The organism is Gottfriedia acidiceleris (assembly GCF_050457485.1).
GTDB classification, from domain to species: domain Bacteria; phylum Bacillota; class Bacilli; order Bacillales; family Bacillaceae_G; genus Gottfriedia; species Gottfriedia acidiceleris_D.
Map to the genome: position 1 here is coordinate 227,936 of NZ_JBCMJM010000016.1, position 19,721 is coordinate 247,656.

The 19,721-nt window shown below is 32.2% G+C and carries 22 protein-coding genes, 2 pseudogenes and 1 other annotated feature; of the genes and pseudogenes, 13 read left to right on the top strand and 11 right to left on the bottom strand.

The features are described from left to right. The first annotated feature begins 23 nt into the window (after positions 1-23). Positions 24-235 (top strand) — a binding site (T-box leader). A gap of 143 nt (positions 236-378) precedes the next feature. From proS to ABEY15_RS16780, 5 genes are all read left to right on the top strand, one after another. Continuing rightward, positions 379-1,812, top strand: a complete 1,434-nt coding sequence (gene proS / locus ABEY15_RS16760; RefSeq protein ID WP_429891285.1) for a proline--tRNA ligase — start codon at positions 379-381, stop codon at positions 1,810-1,812. Positions 1,813-1,853: 41 nt separating this feature from the next. Further along, on the top strand, positions 1,854-2,210 hold the full coding sequence (locus ABEY15_RS16765) for a DUF4440 domain-containing protein (RefSeq protein ID WP_429891468.1): 357 nt from the start codon (positions 1,854-1,856) through the stop codon (positions 2,208-2,210). 83 nt (positions 2,211-2,293) lie between these two features. Beyond that, the gene (locus tag ABEY15_RS16770) at positions 2,294-2,524 is read left to right on the top strand and encodes an excisionase family DNA-binding protein (RefSeq protein ID WP_025569189.1); all 231 of its coding nucleotides are present in this window, start codon (positions 2,294-2,296) and stop codon (positions 2,522-2,524) included. 42 nt (positions 2,525-2,566) lie between these two features. Then, a complete protein-coding gene (gene putP / locus ABEY15_RS16775) occupies positions 2,567-4,042 on the top strand; it encodes a sodium/proline symporter PutP (protein ID WP_429891286.1) in 1,476 nt (491 codons plus the stop codon). Between the two features lie 337 nt (positions 4,043-4,379). Continuing rightward, positions 4,380-4,529, top strand: a complete 150-nt coding sequence (locus ABEY15_RS16780; RefSeq protein WP_429891287.1) for a hypothetical protein — start codon at positions 4,380-4,382, stop codon at positions 4,527-4,529. 269 nt (positions 4,530-4,798) lie between these two features. Here ABEY15_RS16780 and ABEY15_RS16785 read toward each other — a convergent pair whose 3' ends face one another. After that, positions 4,799-5,050: a small, acid-soluble spore protein, alpha/beta type gene (locus tag ABEY15_RS16785; protein WP_429891288.1), complete on the bottom strand. Its 252-nt coding sequence runs from the start codon at positions 5,048-5,050 to the stop codon at positions 4,799-4,801. 131 nt (positions 5,051-5,181) lie between these two features. Between ABEY15_RS16785 and ABEY15_RS16790 the strand changes: the two genes are divergently transcribed. The 3 genes from ABEY15_RS16790 to ABEY15_RS16800 all read left to right on the top strand — a co-directional run bounded on the left by ABEY15_RS16790 (position 5,182) and on the right by ABEY15_RS16800 (position 7,639). Continuing rightward, positions 5,182-5,589: a cytosolic protein gene (locus tag ABEY15_RS16790; RefSeq protein WP_069033110.1), complete on the top strand. Its 408-nt coding sequence runs from the start codon at positions 5,182-5,184 to the stop codon at positions 5,587-5,589. 276 nt (positions 5,590-5,865) lie between these two features. Next, complete coding sequence (locus tag ABEY15_RS16795) at positions 5,866-6,771, top strand: hypothetical protein (RefSeq protein WP_429891289.1); 906 nt, start codon at positions 5,866-5,868, stop codon at positions 6,769-6,771. A gap of 88 nt (positions 6,772-6,859) precedes the next feature. Continuing rightward, a complete protein-coding gene (locus tag ABEY15_RS16800; protein WP_429891290.1) occupies positions 6,860-7,639 on the top strand; it encodes an undecaprenyl-diphosphate phosphatase in 780 nt (259 codons plus the stop codon). A 68-nt stretch (positions 7,640-7,707) separates the two neighbouring features. On the opposite strand, the gene ypeB is transcribed toward ABEY15_RS16800, so the two are convergent. After that, complete coding sequence (gene ypeB, locus ABEY15_RS16805; RefSeq protein ID WP_429891469.1) at positions 7,708-9,033, bottom strand: germination protein YpeB; 1,326 nt, start codon at positions 9,031-9,033, stop codon at positions 7,708-7,710. Positions 9,034-9,048: 15 nt separating this feature from the next. Next, positions 9,049-9,870: a spore cortex-lytic enzyme gene (gene sleB, locus ABEY15_RS16810; RefSeq protein WP_429891291.1), complete on the bottom strand. Its 822-nt coding sequence runs from the start codon at positions 9,868-9,870 to the stop codon at positions 9,049-9,051. A gap of 163 nt (positions 9,871-10,033) precedes the next feature. On the opposite strand from sleB, the gene ABEY15_RS16815 reads away from it, so the two are divergent. Further along, the gene (locus ABEY15_RS16815) at positions 10,034-10,372 is read left to right on the top strand and encodes a DUF3889 domain-containing protein (RefSeq protein ID WP_429891292.1); all 339 of its coding nucleotides are present in this window, start codon (positions 10,034-10,036) and stop codon (positions 10,370-10,372) included. 621 nt (positions 10,373-10,993) lie between these two features. Further along, on the top strand, positions 10,994-11,758 hold the full coding sequence (locus ABEY15_RS16820; RefSeq protein ID WP_429891293.1) for a tyrosine-type recombinase/integrase: 765 nt from the start codon (positions 10,994-10,996) through the stop codon (positions 11,756-11,758). On the opposite strand, the gene ABEY15_RS16825 is transcribed toward ABEY15_RS16820, so the two are convergent. Together ABEY15_RS16825 and ABEY15_RS16830 are read right to left on the bottom strand one after the other, a co-directional pair. After that, positions 11,673-12,398, bottom strand: coding sequence for a hypothetical protein (locus tag ABEY15_RS16825; RefSeq protein ID WP_429891294.1), 726 nt, complete (start codon positions 12,396-12,398; stop codon positions 11,673-11,675). The genes ABEY15_RS16820 and ABEY15_RS16825 overlap by 86 nt on opposite strands. 97 nt (positions 12,399-12,495) lie before the next feature. After that, positions 12,496-12,897, bottom strand: coding sequence for a hypothetical protein (locus ABEY15_RS16830; RefSeq protein ID WP_429891295.1), 402 nt, complete (start codon positions 12,895-12,897; stop codon positions 12,496-12,498). 374 nt (positions 12,898-13,271) lie between these two features. Here ABEY15_RS16830 and ABEY15_RS16835 point away from each other — a divergent pair, with 374 nt between their 5' ends. Further along, a complete protein-coding gene (locus ABEY15_RS16835) occupies positions 13,272-13,658 on the top strand; it encodes a hypothetical protein (protein ID WP_429891296.1) in 387 nt (128 codons plus the stop codon). 45 nt (positions 13,659-13,703) lie between these two features. After that, positions 13,704-14,150: a hypothetical protein gene (locus ABEY15_RS16840; RefSeq protein ID WP_429891297.1), complete on the top strand. Its 447-nt coding sequence runs from the start codon at positions 13,704-13,706 to the stop codon at positions 14,148-14,150. A gap of 334 nt (positions 14,151-14,484) precedes the next feature. Here the strand turns inward: ABEY15_RS16840 and lsrF are convergent, their stop codons facing one another. The 6 genes and pseudogenes from lsrF to ABEY15_RS16870 all read right to left on the bottom strand — a co-directional run. After that, entirely contained in the window at positions 14,485-15,276 is a 792-nt protein-coding gene (gene lsrF / locus ABEY15_RS16845; protein ID WP_429891298.1) for a 3-hydroxy-5-phosphonooxypentane-2,4-dione thiolase, read from the bottom strand. 3 nt (positions 15,277-15,279) lie between these two features. Continuing rightward, positions 15,280-15,648 carry a cupin domain-containing protein gene (locus ABEY15_RS16850; RefSeq protein ID WP_429891299.1) on the bottom strand — a complete coding sequence of 123 codons (369 nt, stop codon included), beginning with the start codon at positions 15,646-15,648 and terminating at the stop codon, positions 15,280-15,282. A gap of 19 nt (positions 15,649-15,667) precedes the next feature. Beyond that, complete coding sequence (lsrK, locus tag ABEY15_RS16855; RefSeq protein ID WP_429891300.1) at positions 15,668-17,230, bottom strand: autoinducer-2 kinase; 1,563 nt, start codon at positions 17,228-17,230, stop codon at positions 15,668-15,670. Between the two features lie 4 nt (positions 17,231-17,234). After that, positions 17,235-17,414, bottom strand: a pseudogene (locus tag ABEY15_RS16860) (sugar-binding domain-containing protein); the annotation flags it as partial. Between the two features lie 62 nt (positions 17,415-17,476). Beyond that, a complete protein-coding gene (locus ABEY15_RS16865; protein ID WP_429891301.1) occupies positions 17,477-17,626 on the bottom strand; it encodes a hypothetical protein in 150 nt (49 codons plus the stop codon). Positions 17,627-18,359: 733 nt separating this feature from the next. Further along, a pseudogene (locus ABEY15_RS16870) lies at positions 18,360-18,515 on the bottom strand (group II intron reverse transcriptase/maturase); the annotation flags it as partial. 345 nt (positions 18,516-18,860) lie between these two features. On the opposite strand from ABEY15_RS16870, the gene ABEY15_RS16875 reads away from it, so the two are divergent. Beyond that, on the top strand, positions 18,861-19,655 hold the full coding sequence (locus ABEY15_RS16875; protein ID WP_429891302.1) for a M15 family metallopeptidase: 795 nt from the start codon (positions 18,861-18,863) through the stop codon (positions 19,653-19,655). Positions 19,656-19,721: the final 66 nt, after the last annotated feature.

The following is a 19,721-nucleotide window of genomic DNA, read 5'->3' on the forward strand; positions in this document are numbered from 1 at the left end:
CACGTATTATAACTTTAAATTAATAAACGACTTAGAAAAGGAATAGTAAGTTTATAAGCTTTTAAGAGAGGGAATGGTCGGTGCAAATTCCTAAAGCAAGTATTCTGAACCAGCCTTGGAGTCTCTGTACCGAAATTATAGTAGGCTACAGCGGTTTTCCCGTTAAAGATGTTAAGAGATTATGTAGAGCTTTTACATAATAAGTAGGGTGGTAACGCCATGAATGGTCCCTTTTGATCATTCATGGCGTTTTTTTGTTTATAATCCGCTTATTTTGTTTTTCTATATAGTAATTAGGGTGGTAACGCCGAGAATGGTCCCTTATAGATTATTCTCGCGCGTTTTTTATTTTCTAAAAAATGATTAGGAGTAGAGAAAATGACTACAAAAAAATTTGTTGAAGCAATTACAGATATGGATGTTGATTTTGCACAATGGTACACAGATATCGTAAAAAAAGCAGAATTAGTCGATTACTCAAGTGTTAAAGGTTGTATGATTTTAAGACCTTATGGTTATGCATTATGGGAAAATATCCAAAAAGAATTAGATTTTCAATTCAAACAAACAGAACATGAAAACGTATATATGCCATTATTTATCCCTAAATCTTTATTACAAAAAGAAGCAGAACATGTAGAAGGATTTGCACCTGAAGTTGCTTGGGTAACACATGGTGGACATGACGAATTAGCTGAACCATTAGCTATACGTCCAACATCAGAAACACTATTTTGTGAGCATTTTTCTAAAACAGTTGAAAGTTATAATGACCTACCAAAATTATATAATCAATGGTGCTCAGTAGTTCGTTGGGAAAAAACAACAAGACCATTCTTAAGAACGACTGAATTCTTATGGCAAGAAGGTCATACAGCTCATGCAACCGCTGAAGAAGCACAAGCAGAAACGATTCAAATGCTAAATGTTTATGCTAATTTCTTAGAAGACTTCTTAGCAATTCCTGTTATTAAAGGGCAAAAAACAGAAAAAGAAAAATTCGCAGGTGCAAAAGCTACTTATACAATTGAAAGCTTAATGCACGATGGGAAAGCATTACAAAGTGGTACATCTCATAACTTTGGGGATGGATTTGCAAGAGCATTTGATATTCAATACACAGATAAAAACTCTAAAAGACAATATGTACATCAAACTTCTTGGGGTATGACAACAAGAGTAATCGGCGCTTTAATTATGGTTCACGGTGATAACAGCGGATTAGTATTACCTCCAAAAGTGGCACCAACTCAAGTCATGGTCATTCCAATTGCTCAACATAAAGAAGGCGTCATCCAAAAGGCTACTGAATTAAAAAATCGTATTTCAAAGATTGCTCGAGTTAAAATTGATACTTCTGATAAAATGCCAGGCTGGAAATTTAACGAATATGAAATGAAAGGAATTCCAGTTCGTGTTGAAATTGGGCCAAAAGATATTGAAAAAAATCAAGCAGTTTTAGTAAGACGTGACACGCGAGAAAAAACGATTGTTTCATTAGACGTTTTAGAAGAAAATATTACAAAATTACTTGAAGAAATCCAAACATCTCTTTATGAAAAGGCATTAAACAATCGTACAGAAAAAACATATGAAGCTACTTCAATGGAAGAGCTAAAACAAATCAGTGACGAAAAACAAGGCTTTATTAAAGCAATGTGGTGTCAGGATCTAGCTTGTGAAGAACAAATTAAAGAAGAAGCTGGCTTAACTTCAAGATGTATCCCATTTGAACAAGAACAACTTGCTGATACATGTGTATGTTGTGGAAAGAAAACGGATGTAATGGTCTATTGGGGTAAAGCATACTAAATTAAAATCAATCTAAATAAAACTAAGAGGGTGAACGAATGATGGAAAGTTTAGAATTTTTAAAAGAGCATCTTTGTATGTTAGAAGAAAAATTACTTAGACCAGAAATTCGTACCTCACAAATTGAATTAAAAAACCTACTAGCCGATGAATTTTTTGAATTTGGGAGTTCAGGTAGGGTTTTATATAAAGATGATCAATTCGAAAATGGAATTGGAATCGTAAAAATGACTTTAAGTGATTTTGAAATACATCCATTATCAGACGAAATTACACTAGTGACCTATCGAATATTTAATGAAATTAAAAAACAACATTCCTTACGTAGTTCCATTTGGAAGTTTAAAGATGGTCAATGGAAAATGTGTTTTCACCAAGGCACACCAACAGAGTTTTAGGTAATTGTATAAGTATAACAAACAAAAGAACATATTCAAAAAATAGTAAGATAATGTAAGAATGAGTAGGTAAGGAGAACAAAATGTATTTAACAATTAAAGAAACAGCGGAATACTTAGATCTTGATGAATCCTATATTAACCAATTAATTCAAGAACGAAAAATAAGAGCAGTCCATGATGGTGAACAATATTTAATCTACAAAGAGCAATTTAATAATCATCTAGAACAAATGGAAAAAGCAAAAAAAATGATTGCTGATTACTATAACGAACCAATTCCTGAAGATATAGATGTAAAGGACGAAGACTAAATAAAATCAGATTATAATAGGTTGCTATAACGGAGGGATAAAATGGATTCGCAAGTACTCATATCAATTTCAATTTACTTTATTTTTATGTTAGCTATAGGTTTTTACGCTTATAAAAAATCTACTGATAGTTTATCCGAGTATATGCTTGGTGATCGTGGTCTTGGACCTGCAGTTACTGCTCTTTCAGCTGGTGCAGCCGATATGAGCGGATGGATGTTAATGGGATTACCTGGTGCAATGTACGCAACTGGTATCTCATCTGCATGGATTGCTATTGGATTAACGCTTGGAGCATATTTAAACTATTTACTTTTAGCACCCCGACTACGTGTATTTACTGAAGTAGCCGATAATTCAATCACAATACCAAATTTCTTTGAAAAAAGATTCCAAGATTCAACTCGAATTTTAAGAATTACTTCAGCTGTTGTTATTATCATTTTCTTTACACTTTATTGCTCAGCTGGTTTTGTATCTGGAGGTACATTATTTGAATCAGCTTTCGGGATCGATTATAAAGTAGGATTAATTATTACAGCTGCGGTTGTAATTGCCTATACATTATTTGGTGGGTTCTTAGCTGTAAGTTTAACAGATTTCGTTCAAGGTCTAATTATGTTTATTGCATTAATTTTGGTACCACTTGTTGCTTTTACAGATGTAGGTGGAGTAAAGCCTGCTTTCGATGAAATTAAAAATATAGACCCTAAGTTATTAAATATATTTACTGGAACTTCATTTATTGGAATTGTTTCTTTACTTGCTTGGGGATTAGGTTATTTTGGACAACCTCATATTATTGTTCGATTTATGGCGATTTCAACTGTAAAGGAATTAAAGCCAGCGCGTCGTATTGGAATGGGATGGATGATTTTTACGATTGTTGGTGCAACATTAACAGGACTAGTTGGAATTGCATACATTTCAGTTAACAACTTAACATTAGATGATCCAGAAACAATTTTTATCTATTTCTCAGAAACATTATTTCATCCACTAATTACTGGATTCTTGTTATCTGCTATACTTGCTGCGATTATGAGTACTATTTCATCTCAACTTTTAGTAACTGCGAGTGCTTTAACAGAAGATCTTTATCGTATATTTGGTAAAAAGAATGCATCTGATAAAGAGCTTGTTCGTATTGGTAGAATAGCTGTATTAGTCGTTGCGCTCGTATCATTACTTTTATCGTTAACACCGAATGATACGATTCTAAATCTTGTTGGTAATGCCTGGGCAGGCTTTGGTGCTGCATTTGGTCCAGCTATATTATTAAGTTTATTCTGGAAAAGAATGACTAGCTGGGGTGCACTTGCAGGCATGGTAGTAGGGGCATCAACTGTTATCATTTGGATCAGCTTCGATGCGATTAAAGAAGCGATTAACTTATATGAAATGGTTCCAGGTTTCTTTTTCAGCTTACTAGCAGTTATTGTAGTTAGTCTATTAACTTCAAATTCAAATCCAAAAGTAGAAAAGCAATTTGAGGAAATGGAAAAAAGAATAGCATAAAAATAAAAATACATTTTCTAAATGTTTAATCAGTAGAAATAGGGGCGTGCTATGCACACTCCTTTTTTTTTTTGACTATTTGCAAATATGTCACTTAAAACCAGACGATGCAAATTAGTAAATATCTTCAGGTTCAAGTTTTTAAAGATTAAAATAAAATCAGATTGTAGTGGTTGCTAAAGCAAGCTACTTCTTACAATCTGATTTTTTATATAGTTCAAAATAATAATTCTTATTGGAAATAATTCACAATTGAATAATACATACACATTGTATACAATTTCTATATAAGTTAGAAAATTAAAAATCAAATGTGACGTTAAGGGGTGTTGTATATATGAAAAAGGAAGTAATGATTATAGTCCCCATCCTTATTATTATATCAGTTGCATTAAGCATGAATAATGCTTATCACCAGATGGTTTTTACAGGTGTAGGAGAAGGTTTTACTGATTTTTTGAAATATATTGTTCATGGACTTTTCTAATAGTTTTTATAAAGACAATATCGTAAAAAACCCCTGTCTCCTTATTTGGATACAGGGGTTTTTTAATCAAATAAAATAGGATAGAGGTATTCAAACTCGTAAATTAGCACTTAGAAAAAATGATGTAGTTAATTTTATAGAACCTTACGCAATACATTTCCTAATTTTTCTATGTGCATTGTAATATCAGAAACTTTTTCTATATTAAAATTTGTCGGTCATCATCATTAAATTGTATAGCTTTTTTTTGACAAAGTAAGTTTAATCCATTAACGTTTATTCAAATTCTCCTGCGCCATTCTAACTAATTCTTTTACCATATTCCCACCGATCCGGCCTCCAACTTTACCGTTTTGATGAGACGTTAAATTGCCATTATATCCTTTCGTTAAAGGAACTCCAACTTCCTCAGCAGCTTCGAATTTAGCATCTTCAGGATTTGTTGTATGCATGACTTTAGCTTTTAGAGCATCGAGTGCTTTTCTAGATTCAGGAACTAAGATTTTATTCTTTCTACTCATCAAACCCACTCCTTTTAGTTGTAGATTTCCCGTTTATTGATTTTTTTAATTATGGAAATAATTGCTATAAAATAGGGAATGTTACATAATGAAGACATGCGTTGATCAATCGATATAAAAGGAGAATGATGATGAAATCTTTTAATGTAACATTTCACAAAGAAGATAATGTAGATAATATGTTAATCCAAAAATTGAATGACGAGGAATACCATAAGTCAACTGAAGGTGGAACTAGACATTTATTCGAAATCGATACGAATATAGGCTTTTTTGTGTTTTTAGATTCAGAGGATAATGAAGGAAATGTATCTCATTTAGTCCTTCAATATAATGAAGAAGATGAAGAACCAGTTGCTTGCTATTCATTTGCAATGAAAGATTTTTATGAATTCATGGCTTTATATTTAAATGATTTAGAATTCGTTGATGAAACATCTGAAGAAGAGGAAGTTGAACTGGATGCTTCTAGTTCAATTCATCATTTAGTTCATCTATTATTCCATGTAATTGAAGAAGGCGAAGATTTAGAAGTATAAATTACCAAATAAATGTATATTCTTCCAAAAATACCGGGTTTATATCTTGGGAATTGGATATTTATTCAAAAAATGGAAGTTTCACTAATTTAGTTTGATTATCAATTTAAGACAATGATTTCAGAAAAGCTCTTGATATTTTATCGGGAGCTTTTTTTATTTTAAAGATTCTACTTTGTCTATCATAAATAACTTTCGACTCAATAGAATTTATACAAGGATATTTACAGAGGAGCTAGTTTTAAAAAAATAAAAAGTAGAATAGGAGTCGATATATTGAACTTGCCACAGTCTGTATTTATAAAAGAAATTGGACCTCGTATTAATTTTCAATATGGATCACGATTATCTATCGACCAAAAATTACAATGGATTAACCATCTAATTGATAGTGGATTAAATCATATCGAAGTATCCACGTTAATGAATTTTCCGAATAAACAACAGTTTAGTGAAGCTACCGAATTAGTATTGAAGTTAAAGAGAGAACATCACATAACATATGGAGTATTAGTACCAAATAAAAGAAGTCTAATGAGAGCATTTGTTGTAGATGCAGATGAAATTAACTTTTTTATCTCAACAAGTGAGTCATATAATTTTAAAGTTAAAAATTGCTCGATCAATCAATCATTGAAAGATATAAAGGAGATGACAAAAGTAACGAAAGATTATGAAAAGCAAACGCGTGCTTATATTACAACGGTATTTGGCTGTCACGATGAAAAAGTAAGTCATCAAAAAGGAATCGACTTGGCATCGCAATTATTAGATGATGGAGTAGATGAGATATCATTTGTTGATACGCTAGGCAAAGTAACGCCTCTTCAAGTTAAGTTATTTTTGGAGGATTTATTAATAAAAATACCTAAAGAGCGTTGTTCAATGCAATTTTATAATACTTTTGGGAATGGCATTTCTAATATCTATACATCACTTTCATATGGGATTCAGCGGTTTGAATCAGCAAATGGAGGGTTCGGAGGTTGTTTTCCATCTAATGAGCAAAATAGAATGATTGAAACGGAAGATTTAATTTCATTTTTACATCGACTTGAGATTACTACTGATGTCGACGAAGTAAAACTACTAGCCGCTACAAACTATATTTCAAAACAATTAAATGAAAAGGCTACTAGTAAGTTATTTTCAAGATTACCATCCAAAAAGCATCTAACATGATGCTTTTTTATATTGTTTTAAATAAATTGGACAAGAATTGCATTTTTTTGAATATAATTTACTAATTTGAATGAAAGGAGAATTGATTATGTCTAACTTTGAAGCAATAATACTAGGCATCATTCAAGGGTTAACTGAATTTCTCCCTATCAGTAGTACCGGCCATTTATATATTGGTAGACATTTATTCGGCTTAGATGAGGCAGGCTTATTATTAGATACGTTAATGCATATTGGTACTTTATTAGCGGTGTTTGTTTTTTACAGTAAAGAATGGAAAGGTTTGATCAAAAAACCTTTTTCCAAATTAACCTTATTACTTTTTGTAGGAACATTACCCGCTGTCATTGTAGGCTTATTATTTAAAGATTTTTTCGATGAGATATCTGTTTCGGGTAAGACGATTGGGTGGGAGTTTATTTTTACTGGTATTATTTTATTTATTGCTGATAAAAGGAGAAAAGGGAAGAAAACAATGGAGGAGCTAACATGGGTCGATGCGTTATTCATCGGCTCATTTCAAGCCCTTGCTATATTTCCAGCGGTTTCCCGTTCAGGATTAACAATCGCTGCAGCATTATTTAAAGGAATGGAGCGAAAAAGCGCTGCTTATTTTTCATTCTTATTATCTACCCCTGCAATTTTAGGTGGAATCGTATTCCAAGGAAAAGATCTCCTTGGTGGAAACACGGAACAAATTGCATTTTTCCCGCTATTTCTTGGTACATTAGCCGCAGCTTTATTCGGTTATTTAGCTATTAGTTGGATGATCAATTTATTAAAAAAACAATCACTAAATATTTTTGGCTATTATGTTATTTTTTTAGGGGTTAGTATCGTAGTTCTACAATATTTGAAGATATTTTAATACAATTCATTTATAAACTAACTTAAAAAAGCACAGGTAATAATTAACCTGTGCTTTTTTTTAATTTCTTACAGTTTTTTAACTTTTTCTTCATCACCAGTCGTTGAATTAATAAAGATATCATATGTATCGTGATTATATGTACCTAAAAATTCATACGTCAGGACTTCTTTATTAAAATCATTTAAGATGACCGCTAGACGTTCTTCCTCAACTTTAACATTTTTATTAAGCTTTGCTCTTGCTTGCTCAAGTGTAAGCTTAGGAGTAGGGACTTTACGTACGTGGTTTGAAGTAATATAGTTTTTAGCATTAAATCCGATGATTTGACCGTTATCTAATGCAACCTTTAATTGAATTGCTTCTGGATAGATGCGTACGTCATCAATTGATTTAACCATTTGAAGTACGCCAATCGTATCGTATTGTGAACTATCATATAACTCCATGTTCTTATAGTTTTTTGAATTTAAATAACTTAAACCTTTTTTCACTGCATCGTCTAAACTGATTTGCTGTTTAGCTATTGGTCTATTTGTAATAAAGAAGATAGGCAATCCAGCAGTTTCAGTTATTTCCATATACGTATCAGCTACTGGGTTATTGTGTGCCATAGTAACTGAGTAAAAAGGTTCAAATCGATCATTATCGCTTTTACTTCTAGTAACTTGAATTTTCGTAACGTTTTTGAGCGGTACAGCGTCTTCAGCAATTTTTTTAGCTTCATTTTCATTAATTTTTTTACCGGTTAACTTCTTTAAGCCTTTAGATTCTTCTTGACCATTCGAAAACGTAGGACCAAAATCATTATCTGTAGTTGCTTTTACTTGTTCAATATGTTTAAAACCATCCACAATACTATTGTCTCGTGGTGCTTTTTTTTCTTCGGACATTTGGCCAACATCCATCCATGTTAAGTTTTTATTCATGATGTTTGTTTGTACATTCCGTAGTCCATCTTGAATTTTTTCAGCTGTTGAATATATATTACGTAAATTACTATATTCCTTTGCAGTTAAGGGTTCTTTATTTAAATCACGGACTGCAGTTTTATAGCTAAAGTTTCCAACTCCAGTTAAAAAAGCCTGTGTTTTGTCAAAAGGCACAAATTTTAGTGGAAGCTGTGCAATGTCAGATTTAGCTTGAATCGAAAGACGCCAAACATCTGCTAAAGCAGGGGAGAGAGACGTTCTTGAATTCATTGCTAATGTCGTACCGATTTTATCGTGTAATAAGTCCATATCAAATGTTAGTTCATTGAAAGCTCTTTGATAATTATTTTCTGCTTTTAAATTCATTTCTTTCAGATCGCGATTTTGCGTATAACCCCAATAACCAGTTCCGATTAGAGCGGCTGCTAAAGCACCTGCAACAATCCAACTACCTTTCATAATTACACCTCACTACAATTATTTACAAAAAATATGTTGACCAATTGTAAGAATAATAGGGCGACCACGAATCCATTGGTTTGTTGCTGTTTTAGGATTGTAATAATAAATACATCCAGTGGTTGGATCCCAGCCATTTATTGCATCAATTACGGCTTTTTTAGCCTGAGCATTAGGTGTTAAATTAATTTGCCCGTCAGCTACTGCCGTAAAAGCACCTGGTTGATAAATAACACCAGCGATTGAATTTGGAAAAGACGCATTTGTTAAACGGTTTAAAATGACTGCTGCAACAGCAACTTGACCGATATATGGTTCACCACGTGATTCTCCATAAACAGCATTTGCCATTAATTTAATGTCGTTATCTGTATAACCGTTTGGTGCGTTTGCAATCGGTTTATTATTTGGTTTTGCATTCGAATTATTAGGTTTATTTGTATTTGGTTTTGCCGGCTTATTGTTGTTATTAGAAGTATTATTATTTGCCGTATTATTGGATGTGCTACCCTTATAATTCTTAGTTGCTTTTGTCAGCTTTTCTTTTAATTTTGTTCCTGCGACACCATCAACCTTCATACCAAATTCCTTTTGAAAATTACGAAGAGCCCAGTAAGTATTCCAGCCGAAAACGCCATCAGCTTTATCATCTAGAAAACCTATAAATATAAGTCGTTCTTGAAGTTCCTTAACATCCTGACCTGTTGAACCACGGCTAAGCACTTGACTACTAAATGCATCAACTTGTTTTTTAGGTAAGTAAATATTTAAAGTAATCAGCGAAATACTTATTATGCATAAGATAACAAATGCAGTTTTATAGTAAAAATTTTTTTGCAAAATAAATCCTCCTTAATCAAATACATATAGGATTACTATTTGTAAAAAATTTCTTTTTATTAGTAAAAAGCGTAAAAACTGATATAAATTGCACAAACAAGAAGCGGATAGATTGAGTAGAGAGGTCGAATAGTAAGGATAGGAGCAAAAAGGAGGAGGTATTTTGAAAAGAACATACAGAGCCATTTTCATTTTCTCATTCTTATTTTGTATTTTTTGCAATGTAAACCCAGCTGCTTCAGAACCTGTTTATGAGCCTCCATATGCAAAATGGGGGAAAATTGCAGTTGAAAAAACAATCCAAAGATACCCACAATCGGATGTTATAGATTATTTACACATAGGAAGAGAACAAAAAACTCCAACTGTATCAGTAGAAAAATTCAAGTTATGGTTAAGATTAAAAGATGGAAGTAGGGAATTCGGTGTATATGTAAATGTTGAATTTGAACCAAGAACTGAAAGGTACCTAGGAATTACATATACTGAGACGGATCGATAAGAAACTAACTTTAAAAAACATCGCTTAAAACGTGATGTTTTTTATTGAGATCTATATTGTGAGGGAAATCACATGAGGAGAATATTAGTTTGAAATATGATTTTAAAAATAGAATATATTGGGTTTAAACATTGATTTTTAATGATGGAACGGTAATTGAAATCAAATAAAAAAATTAGCTAAATCAGTAAGTGTAATTAAACAAAATGAAATTTGAATTTTTGTAGAACCTTAAACAAATTAATAAACACATTTAAACTTTTTTATTGGAGAATTTTTATTAATTTTTATTACTCAAGTTTTAATTGATTAGATTACTATATAAATTTGAGTTTTATTAAATTAGTTAATATTTAAACTGAATTGATTTTTTTGATCTAATTATTCAAATTGATGATTTTTTCCGTTTTATCTCAAAACACTAAGAATACTTGCTAATTGAGACGGATTATAGTGATTTCACTTCAACTTCCTATAATATATATTATGTAAACTAGCGAATGAACATAATCATAAGTAGCTTCATTGTACTGTGTTGACATAAAAAATGCTATGGTCAACTTCTCTTTTTTTTGTTGACTATAATAATTAATTTACCAATTTTTTTAGGAGGTTTTTATATTGAACTTAATCGATGTTTTTGATGAGTTTCTATTATATTTACAAGTTGAAAGGAATTACATATGTACTATAGATAGTTACCACCATGATTTTAAATGTTTATTACATTTCTTGAATGCAAATAGCCGCTCTACTAAGCTCGAAGATATGTCTCCTGCATTATTACGTCGCTTTATTCAAGATCAAGTAACTCGCCATAATGTGAAACCTAGAACTGTTCAAAGACGGATTTCAAGCTTGAAGTCATTTAATCGTTTTTGTTTAAAAGTTCAATTTACTACGAAGGATTTTACCGCTGGAATCGAAGCGCCAAAACATGATAAATTACTTCCTGTTTACATGTCGTTAAATGAATTGAAAATGCTTTTTAAATATTTAGAAGATGATGTTCGCCCTTCCTCTTTAAGAAATGAATTAATATTTAAGCTTTTTGCAACTAGTGGGATGAGACGCCAGGAATTGGTTGAACTTACGTGGCAGCAGATTGATTTTCATCATCAAACAATAAGAATCTTTGGTAAGGGTAAAAAAGAGCGTCTTCTCCCCCTTCACCCAATTGTCATTCCGCTTATATCTAAATATCGTGATATTTTAAACGAAATTGAATTGCACGGTTCCGAGCCAATTTTTTTAAATTCAAGAAAAGAAAAATTTAATCCTCGTGGTTTACACATATTGTTCAAAAGATCTCTAGAAGCCGCTGGTCTACCGCCTTCTCGATTTTCACTTCATCATTTAAGACACCCTGTATTACATGTTTTGTAGGAATTCGTTTATCCTCAGATTCATATATTTTATCTTCAAATACCAGACAAATATTATTATTTAATCTCCACCATGGATCAGGTGCAGTATTACCTTCAGAATTTCCTGATTGATATCCTAATAGTAAACCAAGTTTTTCATGTCCTTTTTCAAATTCGTTACCATCAGATGAATTTAAATTTGTTAAGATTTCTGAAACAGCTTTTTCAAATTTTCTATTTGACTGAAGACCTAATGAATTTAACGAGTTCTCTAATCCTTCAATTAATAACGATAAATAATTATCTTCTTGAAAATCTGCGTTTTCAGTTGAAATTACTGCTAACTTATTTAACCAAGCAATTGTATTAGTACATCTAACCGCATTTAAATAATTTGAAAATATTTGATCTCTAAAAACAATTAGTCCACTTTTCAAAGCCAACCATGCAGTACTTCCTGCTAAATAATACCAAAAACTTCTAAAACCCTTTACATCATCCCCAGATAAACATCTTGTTATATCCTGAATACTCTTCATAGCTACGGAGTAATCTTGATTCCAAATAGAATATATGTATTTAATTTCATAATTCACCGATTCGAATAGCTTTGTCGATGCTGGCAACTGTTCTTGGAACGTTTTATCAAATATAAACAAATAATCCTTTGTTTCACTTTAATAACAAAATACTAAACAAATTGATATACCAATAATTTGAAAATCTCCCCATTTTATTGAGTTTTAATAATAACAATCAATCCTTATCGTTAATGTTATACCTTCTAACTTCAGACGATTTTCCCTTTTCTGTCATACCCTTCCAAACTGTTTTATTGTAACGATCAATTCCTATTCGTTCCCACTTTTTATTTTCTTTTGACATTCCAATAGTAGCTTTTGAATGTTCTTCAAATTTTTTTCTAGTAACTTTTGCTTGTTCTGTTTCTTCTTTTTCGTTGTTTAATGCTTTTAATTCTTTTTCTTTATTTAGAAGATTTCTAGCCTTCAATTTTTCTTGTCGCTGTGCTACTTTTCTAGCTTTTTTCTGTCTTAATCTTTCCATTGTTATTTTATCTTTTTTATGTTTCTTTCGTTTTTCTTCTTTTTTCTTGCGACCTTCATCAAATGAATTAGTTGCTTTCCGTCTAAAATCCATTTAATTTCCCCCTACCAATTAAGATCACTATATTTACCTTCAATAAATTCTTTTAATTCACGATCAATTTTTGTTTTAGGTGCAGGATTCACTTTTGCTATACTTTTATATGATCCATCAATTAATAACTGAGGTGTTCCAAATGAATACCCTTACCCACTTTTAAAAACCCTGCATTCCTGTATTTCAAATTTAAGTCCGTAACTATCTTTAAAAATCATATTAAAATAACCTATATAACTGAATTATATTTTTTTAGGATTAGCTTTCAATATTTTTACATCTGATAATAAAAAAATTTAATTAATCCTTTTTTTTAATTGATTTTATATTTAGAATTATATTATAAATAATATTTTTATGAGGTGAGTTAAATGAAGAATTTTAAAATTAACTATTTAAGTATCAAAACTGGTAATGAAGTACCTTGTATCATTTCTATTGAATATGATTATGAAACTAATATTTGTCATATTCTTGATATGTACAATGACCAAACGCTTTCATGTACATTGACAACTACAGTAAATGACGAAATTTTAAAAAAGATTATTGAAAAAATTGATTTTGATGATATCACATATATTAGTTATGATGACATTGTAAAAGATATGAAATTTTGGCTATATGGTACAGATGGAGTTGTTTCTTCTTATAATAATGATACCTTTAAAAATATCCCATTAAGTGATAAAATGCCAAAAGATTTTCATTTTGAAATGAAAAAACGATTGGATTTTTATAGCACTTTAAACGGTTAATAAAGAGTTACTAATCCTGAGATTTAGCAATGGAGGGGTTTAAAAATGATTGGTTCTCCGAATAAAACAAATGATTATTTTTATAGTTTATTTAAAACAGCTAGAGCAAGAGAAATGGCAAAAGAAATAAATGACTATCTTACGAAAGATAGTCCCTTTAACGATGAAGTTGAGGATTACCATGACAAATTCAAAAATGGTGTAAGAACAGATTGCATAGGGTATGTGAGTAGTCAATGCAAATATAAATTTGCAACCATGACGATGGTTAGGAAGGTCTGTTTTGTATTACATCTTGGAGCAAAATTACATAAAAATAATGCAGTAGCCATGCAAAATGAAATTGACAAGATGTTAAAACGAAACTATAAAGATACAGATCATACGAAACTTACTCCTGGAGAAGTTTATGTTCGATTAGAGTGGGTTGATAATTTAGATCAAATAAAACCATTTATTAATGAAGCTTATTATTTAAGAAAAAAAAAATAATAGAATATCTCTCGTATTAATTTGGAATGAGTAAACACACCCACTCATCAGATTATATATTGAGTGGGTGTGTATTTTCTTCTAGTGATATACTTGATCTTATTTGTAATGACACTCGAATCCATTGCCAAACTAACAATCTTTTAATCTAATAAAAAAGTGCAAGAAATTTTTACATCCCTACACTTTTCTTAATTGATTAATTATTTTTGTGATACAGTTATTGTTTTTGGACTTATCGTAACTTTAAAGCCTTGTTTACTAACCACTTCGGCTGATACTGTGTTCGTACCATTAGGGTGGTATTGTAAAAGGCTACCTTTTTTTACACATATTAGGCTTTTATTTTTGATGAAGATTCATATAAATCTACCGCTTCATTTACTGTGAATCCTTTATGAACGATAGAATGTATCGCTTGGATCATTGCAAGAGGATGCTGAGATTGCCAAATATTTCTTCCCATATCCACACCAGCTGCACCTTGCTCCATAGCATTATACGTAATTTCTAGTGCTTCACGAATTGTATCAAATTTTGGGCCACCTGCAATAACTATTGGAACCGGGCACTTACTCGTTACCTGTTCAAAGTTGTCACAGTAATAAGTCTTAACAATATCGGTTCCCATTTCAGCTAGAACTCTTGAAGCTAATGCTAAGAACCTGGCATCCCGTTTTTCAAGCTCTTTTCCGACTGCGGTAATTCCAAGTACAGGTATTCCGTAATCATGTGCATCAGTTACAACTTGAGCTAGATTCGTTACTGTTTGAGTTTCATAGTCAGAACCGATAAATACCGAAACCCCTACACCAACAACATTATGACGAATTGCTTCTTTTATTGAAGTAACAATCCTTTCATTCGCTAGATCCTTCCCTAACGTTGTAGGACCGCCTGAAACACGAAGTACCATTGGTTTTTCCGTATTTTTCGGAATACATGCTGCAAGTGTACCTCTTGTTAAATATAGCGAATCCGTGTATGGAAGTAAGTCTCTGACAGTTTCCTCAGGCTTTTCTAAACCTCTTATTGGCCCTAAGAAATAGCCATGATCTATCGCAAGCATTACTGCCCTCTTATTTGGTAATATTTTGTTTAATCGATTTTGAAATCCCCAGCTCACTATCTATTCACTCCTTAACTTGATTTCTGGATTCTTTATATTAACAACATCTCTTTCCAAAATATGCGGAGATTTAATGAAGAGGGCTTTAAAGGTTTTGTCAGTTTGATTGATAAGGTAATGAGTATCGCCTGGTCGGCATTGTATCATATCACCTGGTATTGTAGGAACTTTATTACCATTAATATAGAAATCTATCTGCCCTTCGAGGATATAGAAAATTTCTTCGCAGACTGTATGATAATGGTTTTGGAAGTCTTGACCTGGTTTCAATACAACCACACCAAGATCTACGTTCGGACCTTTTGTTAAATATTTCGGCCCGTTGTCGCCAAACCGATAAACGAAGTCATTTTCGTGAACTTTCTTCATCCCTTCACTCCCTTTCACATTATTCCAAACCAGGTGCCTTCCACATATGAGTCGTTATACCACGATCAGCAAGTTGAAGCTGTTCTAGATATACACTTCTCCATTTTTCATAGATTTCTAGGTATTGGTTATGGTTTTCATTGTTAGGTATATGTGTCCTATCCCACTTTACAACTTGGTTAACTGCTTGATGGATATTCTCATAAATTCCTATACCAATCCCCGCAAATAATGCGGTGCCCAGTGCTGCTGCTTCTTTAACTACAGGTACTTTCACTGGTACTCCAAGGACATCTGCAAGGGTTTGACTCCAAAGCTTTCCTTTCGAAGCACCACCTGTGAAAATAACTTCACTAGGATAATAACCAGTTTCTTCTTCTATAATCTTTAAGTTTCCTAGTGTAATAAGTGCAGCATTTTCTTGAATAGATTTAAACATTTCTTTTTTACCAGTCATTAGTGGGTCTAGAGTGAGGTTAATAAAAGACGGAGATGCGTGGCGCCAAGCGCTATAATTCATCGTATCTGAAAATATAGAAATAATCCCATTTGCCCCGATTGGAACATTTTTTGACTTTTCCTCTAAAATTTCATACGGGTCTCTACCGGTCACTATTGCCTCTGCTTTTTCCAAATCACAAAATGCATCACGAAACCATCTCATTACAAGCCCAGGGAAAAAAGCAATGGTTTCTATCTGCCATAATTCAGGCACGGCATGGCAGTTAACCCGGATACGGCCACTTTTGTCAACTAAAGGCTGTCTCACATTGACTTCCTGCTGCCAAAATGATCCACCTGACACAACAGTCTGCCCCGCTTTTACCGCACCGACGCCAACAGAAGCCATTTGAGCATCTCCGCCTCCACAAATAACCGGAGTTCCTGAATTCAAACCTGTATACGCTGCTACTCCATCCGTCACGTAACCGATAACGGTACCAGCTTCATTTACCGGTGGAAATAAAATATTTTTTAGTCCGCACATTTTTGCTACATCACTTTCCCATTTCCTTTTCTCAATATCAAATATCCCTGTAGTACATCCATTTGAAGGATCCACTTGTAGTTTCCCTGACAATTTATAAAGAATCCAATCATTAATCATAGTCATGTCCGTAGCTTTTTCATAAATCCCCGGTAAATGATTTTTTATCCACAAAAGCCTAGGCAATGCCCCTAATGCAAACATTTGACCTGATAACCTATAAATCTTGTATTCTAATTCAGGATCTAGTTCCTTTAAAGCTTTGACCTCATCCGAAGCTCGAGCATCTACATTTGCACAAGCCCAGATTTCCTTACCCGTTTCATCATAAAGGACAATTCCTTCCCTCATACTCGTAGCACTTATCGCTTTTATTTTTTTTGCGTCAACTCCTGTTTCTTCAATAACAGACTTTACACACTGAACGACTAACCTCCAGTTTGTTTCCCAATCAAAATCCATAGATCCTGGATACTTTTCATTTGATAAATGGTTCCATTCTATTTGTGAAAACCCAACTTGATTTCCTAATTGATCAAACAAAACAGCGCGAATACTACCAGTACCAGCATCAAATGCTAGAATGTACGCCATTAATTTATTTCACCTCCATATTGTGTAATGAAATAGCTGTAGCTTCATCAGTTATTAACGTCGTAATATACTTACCTTTTAAAGCTCCGTAGATGGCATCAATTTTTTTCTCTCCACCGGCCACGGCTATAACATTTAAGACCTTTAGACTCTTCAAGTCCGTTCCGATTAACATTTTATGATTTATAAAACATCAGAATGCAGTCGGCGATATTTTAGGTCAATTTTACGATCGAAATGGCAAAATTATTGATTTGCCACCCGCTCCAGCATTCTAACAACCTTGGACCTTGACAATTCTAGTAAATCAGCTATCTCATTTTGAGTTAAGTTCTCTTTATAGTAGTACCAGGCTACTTTCATCAGCATATTTTCCGTATAATGATCTTGGCTCATCTACTACTACACCCCTTAACAAAAGTTCCCCATGAAAAAAATTGTTCACCTTCATATTAGAAATATATCCGTAATTTAAATAATAAGACCTGACAAAATAAGTTTCCGAACATTCAAAATTTCATTTCCGACTGGTAATACTTTTGTAATTTTTACTGTAATAATTAACTACAGTTGTCTTCAAATATTGAAGAATTAAATCGTAATTTTTTTCGGATAGTTTGTAAACGTTTCTGAACTTTTTATTGGGGTGGTGACAAAAGTCCAATGAATCGCACCGAAGTGACTCTACTAGAATTAGATCAGGTAAATGAAATAGGAGCTGATCAATTGATCAGCTCCTAAATACTTATTTAATTAAAGAACTGCGTTAGTTCAACTACTCTCCTCTATGATCTGCCACACCTTGGTCCATAGTAAAATAACTCCATAAAATCATAAATGCCAAGAACACTAAAATAGTTTGAATACATATTCCTACAATGGTTAAAGTCTTACCTGATATAGCTAACGATCTTCATTTTTGATTTGAATTGTCAATTTTTTCATGCTTTTAGATGATAAAACAGTACCTATAATGCCGATTATTAAACCTATATAAGGTATAAAAACTCTTTCAATTACGCAATAATTGTTACCCTAATCAAAACAATATCGTTTATAAAGGTAAAAGAAATATATAACCGTTTATAAAATCTTTCAAAGACATTTATAGAATTGATTTTTCCCAGTTCGGGATTTCGACTCGATGGACTGGATGAGGTTGGTAGGTACCATTTTGAAGGGATTGTTTTAGTTCATCCCAGTGATTGACGATATACGAACGCAGGTCTTTGGTCGACATATTGTCTACACCATGACTCCCCTTATTCCTTTCAACTCTTTTCAGAGCGCTTAAATAGCCGCTCTACATCATTAAAAAGACCATCCCCTATCTCTTCAATTCCTTTCTTTATCCTTTTTAAATTGAATTACAAATGAATTAATACATCATTATATAAAATATTTCAGTTTCTTCATATTTTAATTAACTTCCTAAAGTAAAATGCATTCTTAAATTATTTACAACTTTGAAACAAGTTGTGCCTAAATTTGAAACATCCAGTTCTTATCATTCTCTTATATAGTTCGAGTTTTTTAGACAATAATATGAGGGAGATTTAAAAATGAGCAAGATTTTTATCATACATCCACTGAGTAGTAGACAAAGCCTTATCTGGGGGTACTTTCTTTTATGAAATATTTAGTTCTTTCAATTATGATTAGCTTACTATTATCTTTAAGTAGTTGTTTTTCAAAAAACCAAAATCATAATGATTCTAGTGCAAAAAAAGAGAATCACCAAATAAATATAGAAAACGCTAATAAAAAGAAAAACGCAACATCAGATGTACCTGAAAATGTAATTAATAAAACTAAGCAAAGTAATTCAATTAGAACGGTTTCACACCCTGATGTAATTACAGTTTTAGTAAACAAAAAATATTTTTTACCTAAAAATTATGTTCCAAAGGATCTAGTTTTTCCGAATGTTTCATTCATTTTTAAGGAAAAGCTTGAAAAACGAAAAATGAGAAAAGAAGCAGCGATAGCATTAAAGAAATTATTTGCTGGAGCAAAAAAAGATCATATATATTTAAGTGGTGTTTCAGGATATCGCTCTTATGCGACTCAGAAAGTTATTTTTAATCGATATGTAAAAGAAGATGGCTATGTTAATGCAAGAAAGTATAGTGCATTACCCGGTTCAAGTGAACACCAATCAGGATTAGCAATTGATGTAAGTAGTAGCACTGGAAAGTGTGCGGCTACAAGTTGTTTTGCTAATACAAAAGAAGCCAAATGGCTTGATAAAAATAGCTCTAATTATGGTTTTATTATTCGATATCCAAAAGGTAAAGAGCAGATCACAGGTTACAAATACGAACCTTGGCATATTCGGTATGTTGGCGTAACAACAGCAAAACAAATAAAAAAAAGAAACTTAACCTTAGAAGAATATTTAAACGTCTATCCAGTTTCAAAATAAAAAAATCTAAGAACTCTAAGAACATAGTATCTCTTATTGATAAAAGGCTATGATTAAAATACATAG

Coding starts and splice junctions, on each gene's coding strand:
- proS (WP_429891285.1), top strand. CDS start 379: ATGACTACAAAAAAATTTGTTGAAGCAATTACAGATATGGATGTTGAT.
- ABEY15_RS16765 (WP_429891468.1), top strand. CDS start 1,854: ATGGAAAGTTTAGAATTTTTAAAAGAGCATCTTTGTATGTTAGAAGAA.
- ABEY15_RS16770 (WP_025569189.1), top strand. CDS start 2,294: ATGTATTTAACAATTAAAGAAACAGCGGAATACTTAGATCTTGATGAA.
- putP (WP_429891286.1), top strand. CDS start 2,567: ATGGATTCGCAAGTACTCATATCAATTTCAATTTACTTTATTTTTATG.
- ABEY15_RS16780 (WP_429891287.1), top strand. CDS start 4,380: ATGAAAAAGGAAGTAATGATTATAGTCCCCATCCTTATTATTATATCA.
- ABEY15_RS16785 (WP_429891288.1), bottom strand. CDS start 5,050: ATGAGTAGAAAGAATAAAATCTTAGTTCCTGAATCTAGAAAAGCACTC.
- ABEY15_RS16790 (WP_069033110.1), top strand. CDS start 5,182: ATGAAATCTTTTAATGTAACATTTCACAAAGAAGATAATGTAGATAAT.
- ABEY15_RS16800 (WP_429891290.1), top strand. CDS start 6,860: ATGTCTAACTTTGAAGCAATAATACTAGGCATCATTCAAGGGTTAACT.
- ABEY15_RS16830 (WP_429891295.1), bottom strand. CDS start 12,897: ATGGATTTTAGACGGAAAGCAACTAATTCATTTGATGAAGGTCGCAAG.
- ABEY15_RS16835 (WP_429891296.1), top strand. CDS start 13,272: ATGAAGAATTTTAAAATTAACTATTTAAGTATCAAAACTGGTAATGAA.
- ABEY15_RS16840 (WP_429891297.1), top strand. CDS start 13,704: ATGATTGGTTCTCCGAATAAAACAAATGATTATTTTTATAGTTTATTT.
- ABEY15_RS16850 (WP_429891299.1), bottom strand. CDS start 15,648: ATGAAGAAAGTTCACGAAAATGACTTCGTTTATCGGTTTGGCGACAAC.
- lsrK (WP_429891300.1), bottom strand. CDS start 17,230: ATGGCGTACATTCTAGCATTTGATGCTGGTACTGGTAGTATTCGCGCT.
- ABEY15_RS16865 (WP_429891301.1), bottom strand. CDS start 17,626: ATGAGCCAAGATCATTATACGGAAAATATGCTGATGAAAGTAGCCTGG.
- ABEY15_RS16875 (WP_429891302.1), top strand. CDS start 18,861: ATGAAATATTTAGTTCTTTCAATTATGATTAGCTTACTATTATCTTTA.